The following is a 17,649-nucleotide window of genomic DNA, read 5'->3' on the forward strand; positions in this document are numbered from 1 at the left end:
AGGTGAAAAGTTTAAAAAAATCAGCGGAGGCTACCGGGGCAACCTCCGCTGATTTGCCCAGTTAAAGCACTATTTTGCTGATGCTACTCCTGGAATATTTTGTTTCTTTTTACCTGTCGAGAATTTGATAGGTACGTTAGATCCTTTTGGAGAAACCCTCACATATCCCTGCATCTCCTGGTGCAGCGCAGAGCAGAAGTCGGTACAATACATTGGGTATACCCCTGCTTTTTTAGGTACCCATCTCAGGGTTTGAGTAGCACCCGGCATGATCAGCGTTTCGGCAGTATTTGCGCCCATCACTGCAAATCCGTGCGGTACATCCCAGTCTTGTTCCAGGTTAGTTACGTGGAAGAGCACAGTATCCCCAACCTGCACACCTTCAATATTATCCGGTGTAAAGTGGCTTCGGATAGAAGTCATTTTCACGATAACTTTATTGCCTTTGCGGGTCACATTCGCTTCGCTTTCCTTCTTAGCGGCCTGCGGGTGCTTGTTCTCATCCAGTTTGTGGAATTTAACACTATTAGGCGCAACCTTGCTGGCAACTATAGCCTGTGCGTAGTGCGGCTCGGCCACGGTCGGGAAGTCAAGCAGCATCTTCATTTTCTCACCAGAGATGTCAATCAGCTGTGCAGAGTGCGCCAGTTCAGGGCCTGTTGGCAGGTAACGGTCTTTGGTGATCTTGTTCATCGCCACCAGGTATTTGCCATGCGGCTCTTTTGTATCGCCACCAGGTATCATTAAGTGACCAACTGAGTAGTACACCGGAATTCTGTCTACAACTTTTAGGTCTTTCAGCTTCCACTTCACAACTTCAGAAGACACGAACATGGAAGTATAGGCATTTCCTTTACCGTCGAACTCAGTGTGCAATGGTCCTAAGCCCGGCTCTTTTACTTCACCTTTCAGTACCGATTCATACTTCAGCACTGGTATACCGTTCTTCTCGCCATCAAACTGCTTGTTCTTGATAGCATCCTGCATTTTAGCGAAAGAGAATACAGGTATAGCTGAGGCCAGTTTACCACTAACTACCATGAACTCACCGCTTGGATCCACATCGATACCGTGTGGTGATTTAGGTGCAGGCAGCAGGTACATCATACCTGGGCACTCTTCTGGAAGCAGGTAACGCACTTTTTTCTTCACAGTAGATTTAGCAGTGTGCGTGTTTTTGTCCAGCTTGTTATGGTAGTAGTTAGCAGGCATTTCATGCAGCTTACCTTCTTTGGCATACTTGGCCGCAAGTTTCCAGTTTATAGCAGCCAGGTAATCTTTATCGTTTTGAGAAGCACCGATCTCTTTAAGAGTACCAGATTTTTCAGAGTTATAAGTTGTAAAGAATACCCAGTCTTCAGACGGGCCTTTGCCACCATTAGCTAAGTCATAGTCAAAACCAGGCACCAGGATCTGGAAATCCAGCTCCATGTCGCCTTCTTTCGGATCTACTTTAATAAAGGAGATTGAGCCACGGAATTCTTCTTCATACTTATCAAGTGCTACGTCGCCTGTACTGCCTTTCATATCCAGCGGAACAGAGAAGCGGGTACCTGCAATTACATACTCGTTGTTGTTGGTTGGATAAGGAGAGCAGTGGTTACCAGCTGAGTTCGGGATCTCCATGATCTCCACAGTCTCGAAGGTTTTAAGGTCCACACGGGCTACACGTGGCGTGTTGTTACCATTCACAAACAACCAGCGGCCATCGGTTTGTCCGTCTGTACGTGACAGTTTCGGGTGGTGCAGGTCATCCCAAGGCACAAAACCGTGAGAGGTTTGTAGCATAGCCTTGGTCTCTTCGTTGTAACCATAACCATTCTCCGCGTGCTGCGAGAACACCGGGATGATCTTTAACAATCTGCCTGAAGGCAAACCGTAAACAGATACCTGCCCGTTAAAACCACCTGACAGGAAAGAATAAAGCTCATCGTGCTTGCCCGGCGCTACATACACCGCTGAAGCAGCATCTGAAGATAAAGCATCTGCAGTTGCACCGCCATTACCACCATCAGATTTAGTGCAGCTCTGTAATACCGCGCCGGTCGCCAGGGCCATCAGCAGGGCAGCTTTAGGAGCCGCTGTTTTTAATTTATTGATCAGTGTTTCCATGATATGGATTGTTTAGCTATTGTTTCTTTTTTAAGTAAGCTTAGCTGGCTTTGTCGTTCTTTCTCAGGAACTCAAGTATAGCTCTTGCATCCTGCTCGTTCACGTTCTGGTTGGTCATCTGGGTAAGGTGCTCAGCCAGTAATTTTTTAGCCTCAGGGTCTTTCTTTGTCATCTCCTCAGGGTTGATGATCATGTTCATGATCCATTCTGGTTTGCGGCGCTCAGTTACACCAGCAAGGCCAGGACCTACAACTTTCTGGTCAGATAACTGGTGGCAGGCAGAACATTTGCCCTCAAAAAGAGACTGACCTGTAGTAGCAAGTGCATCATCTATCTCTGCTCCTACCTCTACTGTAGTTACCGGGCCAATACCTTTTCCGTTATCGGCAGCTGGCGCTTCTTCAGCCGGAGCTTCCTCCTGCCCTGCTATTCCAGTCTCTTCCTGAGCTTCAGTGCTGTTACTTTCATTATCACCTGATGAGCAGCCAAAAAGTATAGTGCCACAAAGAAGGGCCATTATTCCTAGTTGTACAGGTTTAAGTAAAGTAGCTGTTAGTGTAGTCCGAACTTGTTTAATCTGAGTTTTCATGATCTTAAAGTTTTATTGTAAGTGTTTGAACATATGGTGGTGATTGTTTACATAACAAAAGTATGGCTCAACCTGCACCCATTAAAAGACCTTTATCTCTTTTATTAATGACATTCGTCATCTTTCTGATTTTTCAGCATGAAAAAGAGTAACTAAAAAATACGACTGGTCTTTTTTAGATGTTATCGAAGGGGGTAAATAACTATGTGAGCGCTATTTTGAAAAGATTTGTAAACTTTAAAGGAGGTTATCCGTTTTTTTAAAGCAATGTATTTTAACTATAAACCAGAATATAACTATGGAAGCACAAGAATTGAAAAACAAGGCTGACAACTTTAACCCAAATAAAGAAGAAGGACCAGTAGCAGCCGCAATTGAAGAGTATACTGCCAGAATACCTTCTGACATTTATTTATGGGCTGCTTTAGGCTCAATGGCTGTTTCTGCTACACTTAAAGTTTTGAGAAAAGACGAAGAAGCTTTGTTCGTTGGACAATGGGCACCTTCATTCCTTCTGCTTGGCGTTTATAATAAATTAGTGAAGCAACTAGGCAAGGATAAAACAGATAGAGGCGGACGTCGTTAAGATAAACCCGACCTTAAACTTAAATGCAATTAAAACAAAAGCCCCGGCCAAGTATGGCCGGGGCTTTTGTTTTAAACATCCCAGTTATAATTAGTCTACTGTAGTTGGCTGCTCATAAAAACGAAGAGAAAGCACTTTCAGGCCATTGTTGTCATAGTTCCAGTAGTAGTCTTCCAGTCTGTCATCAAACAGTGGATAACGCTCATCTGTGCCATCGCCGTCAAGGTCAGCATAAATGTAAAGCAGGTCTCTCGATACGTTGGTATAAGTTGATTTGCCTTTGCTTCTCACAGAAACTAAGTTGTCTGTGCTGCAAACCAGCGACTCATCTTCAGGCGTGGTAGGGTCGTCTGTTATAGTTGGGTCAGTGGCGCAGGTTGTCATAACAGAGCTGCCACCCGGTGTACCTAATGATCTGGCCCAAACAGAATAAACGGTTGTACCATCGTTGTCCGGATCAGGGTTTGGCAACTGGAACTTAGCACCATCGCCGTCTGTACCATTGGCATCCAGCACTTTAAACTCTTCACCTTCTGCTAAAAGGATTTTAGAGTTACCATCCAGTGCCACGAATATTCTGTGGCCGCTGTTTCCGTCCATCGTAGCTGTCTTGCCTTTTGGAACGCCAATGATATTTAATCCATAATGGGCACCACTTGGTGCACCATTACCTGTTGCCAGCGCTGCTTTGCTTGCGCTCAGGTCTGCTGATGGTGCGATGTCCTGGTCTTCAGAACATCCTACTGTGAAAAGTGCCGGGATAGCCAGCAATGCGAAAAGTTGTGCTTTTCTCATAATAAATAGAGGGTTTTAAAAGTGAAAATTATATTAACTTTCCGCTTATACTTTGCTATTTTTTAAGATGTTTCAACTTCAAATTCACATTTTTATTAAATTTGTCTTATTTAAAATTACCATTTTAATGTTTTTTTTGTGTTAAGTAATTCTTAGCTATAAAAAAATTGCATAAGCTTAGAGTAAATTTTTTTTGAAAAAATTTATACTTTGCTCATAACACCGCCTTAACTATCGGTGTACAGTTGCCTGTAATGTGCCTTTGTTGCAATACAAAATAAAAAGCCGGAACCACTTATGTGGTTCCGGCTTTCACACTCAAAACAAACTTTATTAATCTACATTTATACGTTTCTTACGTTGGTTTGCCTGTTCAGCTTTTGGTACTGCAATATGCAGCACGCCATTTTCGTAGTGCGCCTTAATGTTGTCGGCCTTCACTGCTTCCGGTAATCTGAACGAACGACTGAAAGAACTATAGTTATATTCACGTCTTCTGTAGTTCTCTTTTTCTTCGTTTATGTTCTCTTCCTTCTCACTGCTAACGGTTAGCATGTTCTCATCATATTCGATATTGAAGTCGTCACGTTTCATGCCAGGTACTGCCATCTCAATACTATATTCTTTATCAGTTTCACGAATATTAGCGGCAGGCAAGTTACCATTACCAAGTCTGCTCAAGTGCATCGGCATCAGAAACATGTCGTCATCAAACATGCGGTCTATGTCGCTGAAAAAGTTAGAGAACATACTGCGGGTTGCTGGTTTCTGTTCTTCTCTTCTAGCTAATGATCTCATTTTACCTCCTTGTTTTAAATTACTTAGCAATAAAATCTATTAAAATTCTACGATTAAATTCCCTTTTAGTTAGTTGCGATTCCTGCGTTATACTTATATGCCAAGCTTATTCACTAAATACAGTGTGCCACATTTCAGTTCGTTTTAGTACTATCTCCCCCATCTGGTACCTGTTTACTTACCAGATTAGCCATCTAGAGAAATTACTTATAAAAACAGGATTAACTTACTTGCCAGAACGTATACCTATTAACCATTTTACTCTCTGAGGCTGGCACCATTCTTCAGAGCCCTCTGCCTTCACCTGCAATTTACCTTAGCACTTTTAGCTAAGCTATACTTTAGATATCTGTCTGTTTTTAAATCTGATTTCCTTTTATCTGTAATGGAGCCTATTACATTAACTAAATTACAACTCGAAAGCCCTGCCTTCAATGCTGGCGAAAAAATACCATCTGAGTACACCTGTGATGGTGAAAACATCAATCCCGAACTTGAACTTGACAATATACCGTCACCTACAGTAAGCCTGGCTTTACTGATGGAAGACCCTGATGCACCAGCCGGTACCTGGACCCACTGGCTACTATGGGATATTCCGATAACCAATAAAATTGAAGAGAACTCTGCTGTTGGAGTGCCAGGTATAAATGACTTTGGTAATTCTAAATACCAGGGTCCCTGCCCTCCTATAGGTACACACCGCTACTTTTTCAGAGTATATGCCTTAGACACTACACTTGGATTGCCAATGGGTAGTAAGAAAGAAGAGTTACTGAAAGCCATGGAATATCATGTGATAGGTTCAGGTGAACTTATGGGTACCTATGGCCAGTCGAGCTGATGCTTTGTAAGGAGCAGTCAGAACTACTACTGAAGAGAGGATAATTTGCTAAATTAATTGAAATATTAGTACATTTAAAGCAGGTATGATCTGCCTTGCCCTACTACTTCATTAACGTAAGTATGTAGCAGTCAGATCCTTCCCTTTTCAGCGCTTAGTGTATTTCATTAATGGAGAATACTACAGATTTTTTAGAGATAAAGGTTGATACCGAAAAGAAGCTGCTGTATGGAAAGTGGCTCCGCAATGTAGATAACAGGGAGTATAAAGCAGGGCTTCGGCAGTTGTACCAGCTTATAATTAACCACAGCATAAGTTTGTGGCTGCAAAACAGCGAGCACCTGCAACCTCGCAACGCAGAAGATCAGAAGTGGGCAGCGGAAGAGTTTGCACTGTTGCTTTCACAAAGCTCTATGAAACAATTGGCAGTAGTTTCTCCTAAGGCAACACCTCACTATGCTATACTTTGTTCTATGCGCGAAAAAGCTTATCGCATTTTTGGCAAAACAAAACAAGTAGAATTATTCGAAACAAATGAAGCCGCACTTAAGTGGCTCACACCTCATTTACTATTCTACCGCCTTCCGGCCGCAACTATAAGCTAGCAAAAGGAGCGAAAAATCATTAGAAGTGAGTATTGCGCTTTAGCTGTAGAGTTTACATATTTCCTGCTATACTAAAATAGCCGATGATGTAAACTTTTTACTGCTACTTGTATGTACAAGAACACACCAATTTTAAGCACTCGCGAACGCAGAATTATTGAGCTTATGGCTGAAGGCTGTACAGCTGAAACGATAGGAAACCAGATGAACCTTTCTACCTCTGAAGTGCAGCAACGTATCCAGAAGATGCTTCAAAAACAAGGGTTTGAAAGTACGTATCAGCTTATCAGCTGGGCTTTCCGGGAGGCTATTATTACCTAATCCTGCACTTGCTTGCGGTAAGCTATAGTTTATACTTGAGTTAAATAAGATCAAAAGCCCGTGCGTACTGGCTCAGCTCAAAGAAGGAACTGGTTTCCAGTTTTCTTTTTATGTTACGCCGGTGCGTTTCTACAGTAGTAGCAGAAATACACAACTCATCGGCACTCTCTGCGGCACTCTTTCCTAAAGCAATATGCCGTAACACTTCCCGCTCTCTTCCAGATAACTTACTAAACCGGTTATAGTTCTTCCGCAAAAAATTATTCTCATCCAGTAACCGGGATACTTTTGATGTAACGTGGTGGAGCGGGTCGATCGGGAAAGCAAGGCCTATGGTCAGAAGCGGTTTTCCTTCATCATCCCACATCAGGATCTTTAAAGTTGTGAGGTACCATTTCCAGGGGTGATTCTCTGATGCCCGAACCTGCTGAAAAAGAGAAACAATCATCTCCTTGTTGTTCTGCTCAATTAATTCCGAAGCTTTTGCCAGATAGTCTGGTACATCTTCCTGGTTAAAGAACTTATAATGATACTCTTCTCCCAGGTTGCGGATTTCCTCTAAGGTAAAGCCCAGCAGCTTTGCCCCGTATGGCGACATGTATTCGACAGTAAATCCCTTTTGAAAATTATGAATGATCACTACAGCAGGCAGATCCTGCACCACCGCATCAATTTCTGCTATCTTCTGCTGCATACGCTCCTCCAGCGATCGACGGGCATCTTTTGTAGTTATTTCAGGATCATTTTGATTCATAGCTTTCAGATTATACTTTAAATATATAAAAAAGTATATCTTTGAGAAAGTCGTTAGCTAAATAATCCGCTACGAACACTTAATTTATTAAATACTCAGAAGTAGGTATTCCGATTATCGGATTATGTACTGACCTTTGAATCCTCTCTGGGAGCCATCCCGATGTTAGGAGAAAATAACCAAATCCAGATGTTTTAACCTCTTAGTTTAACTACTAAGCTTTAAAAGCATCTAATAAAATAGCGTTTTTGCTATATAAATTTTTTATTATATTTTTGCAGATACACAGGTTTTAGAACCGCAGACACTTTAAATACACCACATACCCTGACCACATGAAACACCTGTTTACCACTCTTATACTTTGCTGCTCCGTCGGAATTTGTTTAGCCCAGACTGATACTACTGCAGTTCCGGTACTATCTGTTGATTCAACCACTACTATACAAACAACAACACTTCAGACAACAGCACCTGTTACTACAACAGCACCTGTTATGAATGAGGTATTTCGCAGGAACAGTGTTAAAATGAATTTGACTTCTCTAGCATTTAGCAACTATAGCTTCAGCTACGAACGTGCAATTGCTCGCAAAATAACATTGGTTGGTGGTTACAGCTTTACTCCGGAAACGGAAGCCGGCTCTATTCCATTCATCAGCAAAGCACTGGAAATGGGAGAAGCAGCCACAGAAGATGACAGTGAAGAAGCTCAGGAAATAACAGACATTTTAGAGGATGCCACGGTTTCTTCCAATGCTTTTACTGGTGAGATCAGGTTTTATACCGGTAAAAAGCCTGGTGCCAGAGGCTTTTATGCTTCTGTTTACGGTCGTTATGCTACCTTTAATTTATCTCATATGTATGTGTATGAAGATGATTTAGACTTTGAATACGACCTGCCAATAACAGCAAAAATGAGCGGCTTTGGCGGGGGCGTAATGCTTGGTGCACAGTGGCTTATTGCAAAGAGAGTAACTTTTGACTGGTACATAGTGGGAGGCCACTACGGCAAGCTAACCGGAGACTTCTCGGCTAAAACCGACCTGACGATGATGCCGGAAGGAGACAGAGCAGATCTGGAAGCTGATATTGAAGAGGTATTTACAATCGGAGATAAAAAGTACGTGGATGCCACTGTAAAAGATAACGGTATGTTTGGTAAAATGAACGGCCCGTTTGCTGGTATCCGCGGACTTGGATTTAATATTGGTATAGCATTTTAAAGTAGTAAAGGGACCCCAAACTTTTATACTTTAAGGCTATACATTTGCGCTAACCCAAAACTTTAAACCCTGTAAGCTAAAGGCCACCCATAGAGGTGGCCTTTACTTTTTATGCGTTTTTTACGTAGCAAGCTGCTTTTATAAACTGAAGGCAGATCAGCTATACTATACTTCAGTGTTTATTTGTAGCCTAATCAGGCATTAACAGAACACCTGAGCCTTTGGTTTGCCTCCCTCCTTTTATGCAGCTGTTTATCCTGAAACTTTATGGGTTAGCAGTAGAAATAGATAGGTTCATCTAAAAGATAGTGTACAGGCCCAACAGTACCTTGCATAACAAAGTACCTTACTATATATTTGCAGTGTTCATTTAGTACACATTCCTAAAATAAAACTATGAAAAAGATCTACCACCTCCTGCTACTTATACTGTTCAGCAGCTTTACAGTAAAGACTTATGCTCAGTCTGAAGGTATGCTGACTGGCACCATAGCAGATGACAAGAATCTGAATGTTGGCTTTGCCAATGTGGCTGTGCTGGATGCAGTTACCTCTGCTGTTGTTACCGGAGCTATTGCTGATATGGATGGTAACTTTAAGATCAAGACTCCGGCAAAAGGCACTTACCTGCTTAAAGTAAACAGCCTGGGGTACGTTACTTATCAGAGTGCCGTATTCGAAGTATCTGGTCCGTCTGCCTCTAAAGACTTTGGTAAACTACAGCTCAAGTCTGATGCTAAAGTTCTGAAAGAGGTAACCGTACAGGCACTACGGCCAACTATACTTAACGAAGCCGATAAAATGGTAGTAAGTGTTGAAGGCACAGCACTGGCTACAGGAAGTACAGCTTATGAGGTTCTTGAAAAATCGCCTGGTGTTTGGGTCGATCAGGATGGCAATATAACACTGAACGGCAAAGGGGGCGTACAGATTCTGCTCAACGGGAAACCATCTTATCTCACTGGTAAAGACCTTCAGAATCTGCTGCAGGGCATGTCTGCCGAAAACCTGAAGGACCTGGAGATCATAACCAACCCATCCTCTAAGTATGATGCCGAAGGAACATCTGGTATCATCAACATCAACCTGAAAAAGAACCAGCTTTTCGGCCTGAATGGTGGCGTATATGCCGGCTACCAGTATAACCAGTTACACGCTTATACTTCAGGTGGTAACATCAACCTGAAAAACGGGAAATGGAATACATCTGTAAATGCTGATTTTGCGCGCCGACCACGATTCCGTGATGTTGAAACTGCCCGCATTGTTAACAGCAGCACAGGTAAAAAATCACTTACTCAGACAGGCCGTGAAGAGGGCCGCAGAGTCTCTCCATCCTTACGCCTGGCAACAGATTATGATATAAACGACAACCATAGCGTTGGTATGGTAGCAAACCTGCAGTATTCCGACAACTCTAACAGCTTTTATACCAAGGGCTTGTTACGCGATAATACCGCTGCAAACGATACGCTTATAACATCTACAAACACAGCAGGCGGCACTTACTATAACAGCACCATTAACCTGCACTATTCTGGTAAGTTAGGAGCAACTGGAACCACTCTTACAGCCGATGTTGATTATGCTACTATCGCTAATGATGATGAAACAGGGTTTAGCCACAGCTTTGAGCGCATAAACAGCGATGAGCCTACTCAGCTGAACCATTTTGCCACCGAAAATCCGACACATTACGACATTTATTCCGCTAAAACAGACTTCGCTAAACAGATCGGTAAAAACGGAAGACTGGAACTGGGGACCAAAATAAGCCACGTGGTATCGGATAACGAATTACGTTTTTATGAGATCAGCGACGGCGTACGCACAATAGCCCCGGAGCGCAGCAGCCACTTTATTTTTACGGAAGATATACTGGCAGCTTATACAAACTTCTCAACCAGCATCGGCGAAACATGGAAAATTCAGGCAGGGCTACGTGCTGAACAGACACAAGCCGAAGGGGATGCCAAAACCCTGAACCAAATAAACGACAGAAGCTACCTGAACTTTTTCCCAAGTCTGTTTATACAGCAGCAGGTAAGCGAGAACTACCAGATCGGGTATAAGTATAGCCGTCGTATAAACAGGCCACATTATGGTCACCTGAACCCTTTCGTTTTCTACATCGACCCGAATACACTGGCAACAGGCAACCCCCACCTGAAACCACAATATACCAACTCTTTTGAGGTGACACAGATGTTCAGAAAGACATATAACCTGGTGTTAGGTTACGCTGTTACCAAAGACTTTATTGGTGAAGTTCCGGTGTACCACAGAGAGAAGAATCTGACCATCTTCGAGCGCCGCAACATGGATGACTTTACCAATATAAATGCAACATTAGTAGCTCCAATCCGTGTGAAGCCAGGGAAATGGGAAATAAATAACAATGCTACATTGGCATACCAACACTTTACGGTAAAGGTAAACGAGATAACAGAAACTAGCGAGCAGTTAAATTTCAGCGCCCAGAGCAGCCACAACATACTGCTTCCGAAAGGTATGCGCCTTGAACTTACAGGTGCGTACCAAGGGCCAGGGGTTTACGGATTGTTTGAATTTGCTGATCAGTGGTGGTTAGATGCCGGTTTAAAGCGCTCTTTCCTGGAAGATAAGTTAACAGTAACCATGAACGTTACTGACATTTTCAGAAGCCGTGACCTGCGCATAGATACTATGGTTGATGGTAACTCTAATAAAATCAATCAGTACCACGGTATGCAAAGTGTTCGTCTGCACCTGCGCTATAACTTTAACAAAGGCAAAGCTTTCGAAAGTAAGAAACGTAATGTTAATCTCGAAGAACTAAACCGCACAGGTAACTAAAAGTCCGGCTTATATTAAACTTTAAAACCTGACCTTATATGAGAACAAGTATAAGGTCAGTTTTTTTTGCGCCAATAGCTCAGTTTTGTTTCTGAAGTATAAAGCTTTGAACTCTGTTCTCGCTACTAATAAAAAATAAAATTTTAAGAGTATCAGAAATCTGATTGCACTTCGTTCTAATAAACAACTTCCTGTTTAAAGTATAAGCCATTAAAAGATAACCATATTTAATACTAACATTATACTACACCTTTTCAACCTCTATGTAATCAAACTTAGAATGTGGATAAATAAAAAGGCGGTTTAAACATATTTTAGCCCACATTTGTACACTTCAATTAAAATATTTTAAAATTTTGTGAACATTTTGGAAAGACTTGGTGTAGTAGGTGTATAATAACAAATCACAATATGAATAACGGAACAGTAAAATTCTTCAACAACGAGAAAGGTTTTGGTTTTATCAAGGATGAAAATTCAGACAAAGAGTATTTTGTACACGTAACTGGATTAGTTGATGAGGTCAGAGAAAATGACAGAGTAACATTTGAATTGCAGGAAGGTAGAAAAGGACTAAACGCTGTAAATGTAAAGCGTGCTTAGTGTAAAATATAAGTGCAAGCATCAACAAAAAAGGCTTACCAACTGGTAAGCCTTTTTTGTTTTATATGAGTTATGTTATTCGCAACTATAAGTATAGGTGGAGTTCTCGGTTGCGCCGTTTGCATACTCTCTGGTAACAGCTGTTGGGTAACCGGCATCGTTATAAGTTATACTTGCATTAAATGATTTGAAACCTGCCTGAAATTCGCCTTCCGTAACATTAAAACTGGTCAGGTTACCTGTTAGTAAACCCATCATAGGTAATGTTTCGTCGCGGAATAAATAAAGCATATGCATAGCCTGTGTAGGTGTTGGCACTTTTTTGTCGTCTGTAACGAAAGTGGCTTTGTGATGACTCAGGGAATATCCTGATATTTTCTCAACACCGCTCATTTTGCCATTGCTGTAAGAATACCGGAAAGTATAGCCTAAAACATCTCCCTCTTCATTTGGTAAATAATGTCTTGTTTCCTCTAACAGCCCTGTATTGTTATACTGATGAACCAGATAATAAACTTCATACCTGCCCGGCGCAAATTCAAACGTATGGGTCTGTTTTACAACTTGATCTAATGCGTTGTATTCACTGGTCCAGGTAGTTTGGTCTAATCTCTCCGAAATTAGTCTCCCCTGAGCATCGTAAGTAAACCGGATGTTCAAAGAATTGGTGTCAGGAGCTGCTATACTTGCTAAGCGACCATCTTCATTGTAAGTATAATTTAGTTTATAACTAAAAACACTGCCTTCACTGTTTTTAACTGTAGTAGTGCTAGAAGCCAACCTGCAATCTTCTTTCGGTTCGGCATCATCAGAACCGAGCTCTAAACAACTTGTAAGGCAAAGAAACAGGGCAAGCAGGTAAAGTAAATTTATTCTCATGTAAAATAATGGATAAGGCAGAAGCTGATTTCTAAAGTATAGTTTCCGTTATAAATATGTGGCCGAAGAAAATCAATTCTCACAAAGCCATTTATAAGCAGATAGTTCGTCAGAAAAGTTCCGGAATTGATACTGTATACCCAGATTATGGATAGCTTCTTCAGCTGTTTGCACTACTACCGTTTCCCGTGCATTATCTTTAGTTTCGATACGGGCCATTTTTTCGAGCCGGGTACTCATTAGCTTCTTCGCGAAGTTAAAAATTATAGCTTGGTGATCTTCTCTGCTAATGTCAGCTACGCTGCTACCACGAGAGTCTACCATCAATCTCTTGATATCGAAATGGCGTAGCGTGTCGATGAGTTTTTTTAAAGAATAGTTGATCTCAGGCATTGTTGCTCCCGTCAGATCAGGCCAGTTAACTTTTAAGATATCGTGAACAACATCGTAATTCAGTTCAATCAAACCGTCCTTGTGCAGTAACATATAGATGACCTTTATAACAATAGGTGTAAGTAAAGGTATGAAATAGAATTTACCTGTCAGTTATTTCCGCTGTATTTTCGAAGCATTATACGATACGCATTAACATTGTTTAAAGTATAGTTACTACAATTATACTTAGCGTAAAAAACTATAAAATAAAAAGCCCCGGCAAGATAAACCTGCCGGGGCTTTTTCTATACTAATAGTGGATTAGTACAGGTAGTTAAGAGCAGTTCTGTCGTTCGAGTTGAAGTAACGGTTCACACCAGATCCGATACAAGCCAACATCCAAGAGTTAGGATCAGCAGTTGTTGGAGTACCTGGGATATGAATTGCACCTACAGTAGAAGCACCTTCGTTAGTGTAACCACCACCGCAAGAGTAAGAGCGGTCCATGTAGTCAGTGTGACGGAAACCGATGCAGTGACCAAGCTCGTGAGCCAGGATAGTTGCCAGGTAATTGGTACCAGGGTTTGAGCCTAAGTAAGAAGAGTTAACCTGAACTCTGTTGTAAGGGTTACCACCTGATGGGAAACCAGCTGAAGCCAGGTAAGTAGAACCAGCCGGAGCAGCTGTGAACAATATGTTGTAACCTGAAGATACACGCTGGAAACGCAGGCGCAGGTTTTCAGCATTGTAACGACGAACAGCTTCATCCACAGCAGCTACATAAGTTGAAGGAAGGCTTGTAGATACTGCTACATAGATCGTACGTGTAGTAGAACCTACAGTAACAAGGTTTGTTGTACGGTACTGCTCCGACTCACCAACACGTAAAGCCTGTACCATCGTGTTTTCATTCAGGTCTTTGTCAGTTAGTAGGATATCACCCTCCACCAGGTAACCACCGTCTACTTTTTGTACATTGTTTTTGCTGAAACCAAGCTGCGCGATCTGTGCAAGTGTCATTTCTGATACTTCGTTTTTAGCTACAGCTGTTTCTTCTTTCTGCTCGCATGAAGAGAAGAATAAGGTTGCTACCAATGCTGGCAACACGAGTAAATTTTTGATTTTCATAAATGTTTAGGTGTTAAAGTGAAAAAAATATTAAAAGTGAAACAAATTCCGGTCGTCTCACCTTCGGCTAAGCAAGGTGTTTGTTCTAAGCAGAAGCTTAACTGGCTAAAAAGGTGTGCTTAAGTATCTGCAAATTTGTAGGAGCAGCTGCTACAGGTTTACTGGTATAAATGGGCGTAAAACAATAGCTACAGATTTTCTACTAAACAAACTTATAGGTAATGTAATACTCTGGAAAGGAAGGTTTTAATACAAAGGTAACATCGTGTTCGAGGCTCTTATAGAGGGTATTAAAGTAACTTTACAAATAAAGGAATAACACCAATGTTTTAACTTTATAATTCTATAACGTCTAAGTTTTATCCATTCATTAAATGAAAAGGTTTATTTATTCGGCTTTCAGCCAATAAAAGGGCAACAGTATCATAAACCTAAGATGTATTGTTGTTATACCATTGATTCACAGGGCCTAATCTAGAAGCTTACAATTGTTAAGGAAGAATCGCATAGAAAAGTAACATGCTAACATCGGGTATTAAAAAAAATAAATTAAACAGGAGCATAAATTCACTCCAAAAAGTAGCTCCGGCTTCTCTTTGCTGCTAAAATATTATCTAAGCCTATAAGGAGCTAAGTTAATTAGACTACTACCCACCATCAGGCATAGCTAACAGTTGTTTGATAATGCTATCAAAATGTGGTTAAGCTATACTTTCTAACTGAATACTTTAACCTGAAGAAGATGTAAATCAGTGCATAAGCAGATATAAAAAATCTGGGCTCCCTAAGCTTTGGTTATCGAGGGAATTGCGTAATATTAGATAGCTTTTATACTTACCCTTATGCTTACCTTTTTACGCCAGCCACTAGTGCTGTTTACCCTGTTTACAGTTGCAGTCTTATCCATCGTGCTTTTACTTTATTCAGTCGCTGCTTCTGCCCCGGATGCTCCTGATAATCAGTTAAAAGTAACCACCGGCAACTCATTACCAGGTACAGCTGCCCGACTTGCCGAATTAGTTCCTGCCAGAGATACCTCAGCTGCTATACCCGCAGATGCCGCTACTATACTTGCCCGTAAACAAATACCTATACTTTGCTACCACCAGCTCCGTAACTGGCGTACCCGTGACTCTGAAATGGCGAAGACATATATTGTAGAAGAAGAGAATTTCCGAAACCAGATAAAGATGCTCGCCGACAGTGGCTACCATACCATACTACCGGATGAGCTGTACGATTACCTGGTACATAATAAGCCTTTACCTGAGAAACCTGTTATGCTTACTTTTGATGACACTAACCTGGATCATTACAAAGTAGCTGCACCGGTACTGGAACAATATGGTTTTAAAGGTGTCTTTTTTGTGATGACGGTATCGCTGGGGAGACCCAACTACATGAGCAAAGCGCAGGTAAAAGCCCTCTCCGATTCCGGCCACATCATAGGTTCACATACCTGGGATCACCAGAATGTGAAGAAATATGAGCCTAAGGATTGGATTACGCAGATAGAAAATCCTTCGCGGCAACTGCAGGAAATTACTGGTAAGCCTGTGCAGTACTTCGCTTACCCTTTTGGTCTTTGGAATGAGCAGGCTATCCCTGAGCTCAAGAAGCGAAATTTTAAGGCCGCTTTCCAGTTGGCTACTTCCCGTGATGCTTCTGAGCCACTATTTACTATCCGCCGCATTATTGCCAGTGGCTACTGGTCGCCAAGGCAGCTGCATAACAGCATGATAAATAGCTTTTAATGAAAGTATAGCTTGCAGTTTAAAGTCGTATGATAAATTACTTTTTTACAAAGTATGGAAAATTGGCAGTTGCTACATTTCCGTCTCCATCATATAAATACACATACAGCCGATAAGCACCTTCCTGCTGCGGTGTAAGCGTAATTGTATGATCAGCTGGTTTACCCAGTATACCCTTTACCGGTACCGGAGTCTTTTCTTTGTCTGCACTACCATCCTTCATCTCAGTTTCGGGCAGCACTTCCCAGTGCAGACGCAGTGGTTTACCTTCGGGATCGAAAGCGTATACTTTGGCCATTGCAGCCCTGCCGGGTTCTAAGTATACATTATCTTTGGCGTGTTTCTCGTTTAAGGTTAAGTAAGCCACATATGGTGCCTGGTTTATTTTTGTTTCCTTACCAGTCCAAAGTTCATTCATCACTTTTACCAGCTGTGTTTCTTCGCCTTTATCGTTAATCAAACTAAACCAGGTGGGGGTAGTCTCGTGCTTACTGCCCCATAAAAAAACATAACTACCTAAACAACGCCCACTATCTGCAGCCACTGTTAACTTGTAGCGTTCCCGGCTATACTCCGCTTTTTCTGAACTGGTCTGCTCTATGGGAGCCAGCCATTCTGTAAAGAAAGCCTCCCAGTAACCACGTGCCCCAAACTCCGACACAATGTAAGGTCCTTTCCAGTCGCTGCGCGCCAATGCTCCTTTCAGGTCGTGCATTGCGCCAAATGAGTTAATAGACAGTACATCCAATGCCGGGCAGCGCTTGGCTATCAGGTTTACTACTTTTTCCGGCACGTTCATTACTGTAGTTGTGGTAGGATGATTCGAGTCTATCTCATGAATCATTTCAGCAATATCATTTACAGCATTCCATACTTTAATATTGGAGCTCTCAGCATAGAGTTCGTTGCCAATACCCCACATAAGCAATGCAGGATGATCTTTATACTTCTCTACAATTTTACGAATAGCCTCCTTTTGCTGCGCCACCGATTCTTTATCGTAGTAGTTAAAGCCTTCACGCTCCCGACCCAGCCATAAGCCCAATGTTACCGTCAGGCCATTTGCATGGGCTTCATCCAGTATTTGTCCGGCATCTTCTGCATGCCATACGCGCACCGAGTTACCCCCATAAGCTTTAATTTTATCAAAGTGCTCATATCCTGCTGCTCCTTTTATGAAATATGGTTTTCCATGGCGATACAACGTGTAATTTCCATTACTGCCTACTATTTCTACTGTTCGTCCTTTGGCTATATACACGCGCTCACCAGGATTATCAGGCTGGCAACTGCAGCATAAGCACAGTAAAAGAAAGTAACTCAGTATAAGATAAGGGTGCCGAAAAGACATTATGAAGGATTTTTTAGGTACAGGGTAAAGGAAACCCTGCTTTAGTAAAAACATATATCCGAAAATACGAGTATACGATGGTTAGGTTTATTCG

General features: G+C 41.8%; 17 protein-coding genes. 8 read left to right on the top strand and 9 right to left on the bottom strand.

The window, feature by feature from the left end:
• Positions 1–69: 69 nt before the first annotated feature.
• Together nosZ and MJ612_RS07175 are read right to left on the bottom strand one after the other, a co-directional pair.
• Positions 70–2,112 (bottom strand): Sec-dependent nitrous-oxide reductase, encoded by a 2,043-nt coding sequence (gene nosZ / locus MJ612_RS07170; RefSeq protein WP_187032805.1) that lies wholly within the window; start codon positions 2,110–2,112, stop codon positions 70–72.
• A 40-nt stretch (positions 2,113–2,152) separates the two neighbouring features.
• Positions 2,153–2,701, bottom strand: coding sequence for a c-type cytochrome (locus MJ612_RS07175; RefSeq protein ID WP_250419085.1), 549 nt, complete (start codon positions 2,699–2,701; stop codon positions 2,153–2,155).
• A 298-nt stretch (positions 2,702–2,999) separates the two neighbouring features.
• Here MJ612_RS07175 and MJ612_RS07180 point away from each other — a divergent pair, with 298 nt between their 5' ends.
• Positions 3,000–3,287, top strand: a complete 288-nt coding sequence (locus MJ612_RS07180; RefSeq protein WP_187032807.1) for a hypothetical protein — start codon at positions 3,000–3,002, stop codon at positions 3,285–3,287.
• Positions 3,288–3,377: 90 nt separating this feature from the next.
• Here the strand turns inward: MJ612_RS07180 and MJ612_RS07185 are convergent, their stop codons facing one another.
• Both MJ612_RS07185 and MJ612_RS07190 read right to left on the bottom strand, forming a co-directional pair.
• Complete coding sequence (locus tag MJ612_RS07185; protein WP_187032809.1) at positions 3,378–4,082, bottom strand: hypothetical protein; 705 nt, start codon at positions 4,080–4,082, stop codon at positions 3,378–3,380.
• Positions 4,083–4,415: 333 nt separating this feature from the next.
• On the bottom strand, positions 4,416–4,880 hold the full coding sequence (locus MJ612_RS07190; RefSeq protein ID WP_187032811.1) for an Hsp20/alpha crystallin family protein: 465 nt from the start codon (positions 4,878–4,880) through the stop codon (positions 4,416–4,418).
• A gap of 385 nt (positions 4,881–5,265) precedes the next feature.
• Here MJ612_RS07190 and MJ612_RS07195 point away from each other — a divergent pair, with 385 nt between their 5' ends.
• The 3 genes from MJ612_RS07195 to MJ612_RS07205 all read left to right on the top strand — a co-directional run bounded on the left by MJ612_RS07195 (position 5,266) and on the right by MJ612_RS07205 (position 6,650).
• A complete protein-coding gene (locus MJ612_RS07195) occupies positions 5,266–5,724 on the top strand; it encodes a YbhB/YbcL family Raf kinase inhibitor-like protein (protein WP_187032813.1) in 459 nt (152 codons plus the stop codon).
• Positions 5,725–5,894: 170 nt separating this feature from the next.
• Complete coding sequence (locus tag MJ612_RS07200) at positions 5,895–6,329, top strand: hypothetical protein (RefSeq protein ID WP_187032815.1); 435 nt, start codon at positions 5,895–5,897, stop codon at positions 6,327–6,329.
• 111 nt (positions 6,330–6,440) lie between these two features.
• Positions 6,441–6,650 carry a response regulator transcription factor gene (locus MJ612_RS07205; protein WP_187032818.1) on the top strand — a complete coding sequence of 70 codons (210 nt, stop codon included), beginning with the start codon at positions 6,441–6,443 and terminating at the stop codon, positions 6,648–6,650.
• Between the two features lie 40 nt (positions 6,651–6,690).
• Here the strand turns inward: MJ612_RS07205 and MJ612_RS07210 are convergent, their stop codons facing one another.
• The gene (locus MJ612_RS07210; protein ID WP_187032820.1) at positions 6,691–7,404 is read right to left on the bottom strand and encodes a response regulator transcription factor; all 714 of its coding nucleotides are present in this window, start codon (positions 7,402–7,404) and stop codon (positions 6,691–6,693) included.
• Positions 7,405–7,739: 335 nt separating this feature from the next.
• Here MJ612_RS07210 and MJ612_RS07215 point away from each other — a divergent pair, with 335 nt between their 5' ends.
• From MJ612_RS07215 to MJ612_RS07225, 3 genes are all read left to right on the top strand, one after another.
• Positions 7,740–8,630, top strand: a complete 891-nt coding sequence (locus MJ612_RS07215; protein ID WP_250419086.1) for a DUF3575 domain-containing protein — start codon at positions 7,740–7,742, stop codon at positions 8,628–8,630.
• 396 nt (positions 8,631–9,026) lie between these two features.
• Positions 9,027–11,465: a TonB-dependent receptor domain-containing protein gene (locus tag MJ612_RS07220; RefSeq protein WP_187032822.1), complete on the top strand. Its 2,439-nt coding sequence runs from the start codon at positions 9,027–9,029 to the stop codon at positions 11,463–11,465.
• A gap of 411 nt (positions 11,466–11,876) precedes the next feature.
• Positions 11,877–12,068, top strand: coding sequence for a cold-shock protein (locus MJ612_RS07225; RefSeq protein WP_187032824.1), 192 nt, complete (start codon positions 11,877–11,879; stop codon positions 12,066–12,068).
• Between the two features lie 75 nt (positions 12,069–12,143).
• On the opposite strand, the gene MJ612_RS07230 is transcribed toward MJ612_RS07225, so the two are convergent.
• The 3 genes from MJ612_RS07230 to MJ612_RS07240 form a co-directional block, all read right to left on the bottom strand.
• Entirely contained in the window at positions 12,144–12,947 is an 804-nt protein-coding gene (locus tag MJ612_RS07230; protein WP_187032826.1) for an RHS repeat domain-containing protein, read from the bottom strand.
• Positions 12,948–13,019: 72 nt separating this feature from the next.
• Positions 13,020–13,433 carry a hypothetical protein gene (locus tag MJ612_RS07235; protein WP_187032828.1) on the bottom strand — a complete coding sequence of 138 codons (414 nt, stop codon included), beginning with the start codon at positions 13,431–13,433 and terminating at the stop codon, positions 13,020–13,022.
• A gap of 210 nt (positions 13,434–13,643) precedes the next feature.
• Entirely contained in the window at positions 13,644–14,450 is an 807-nt protein-coding gene (locus MJ612_RS07240; protein ID WP_187032830.1) for a M57 family metalloprotease, read from the bottom strand.
• 842 nt (positions 14,451–15,292) lie between these two features.
• Between MJ612_RS07240 and MJ612_RS07245 the strand changes: the two genes are divergently transcribed.
• Positions 15,293–16,204, top strand: a complete 912-nt coding sequence (locus tag MJ612_RS07245; protein WP_187032832.1) for a polysaccharide deacetylase family protein — start codon at positions 15,293–15,295, stop codon at positions 16,202–16,204.
• 37 nt (positions 16,205–16,241) lie between these two features.
• On the opposite strand, the gene MJ612_RS07250 is transcribed toward MJ612_RS07245, so the two are convergent.
• Positions 16,242–17,465: a glycoside hydrolase family 2 TIM barrel-domain containing protein gene (locus MJ612_RS07250; protein WP_250419087.1), complete on the bottom strand. Its 1,224-nt coding sequence runs from the start codon at positions 17,463–17,465 to the stop codon at positions 16,242–16,244.
• Between the last annotated feature and the right edge of the window lie 184 nt (positions 17,466–17,649).

Source organism: Pontibacter deserti (genome assembly GCF_023630255.1).
Lineage (GTDB): Bacteria > Bacteroidota > Bacteroidia > Cytophagales > Hymenobacteraceae > Pontibacter > Pontibacter deserti.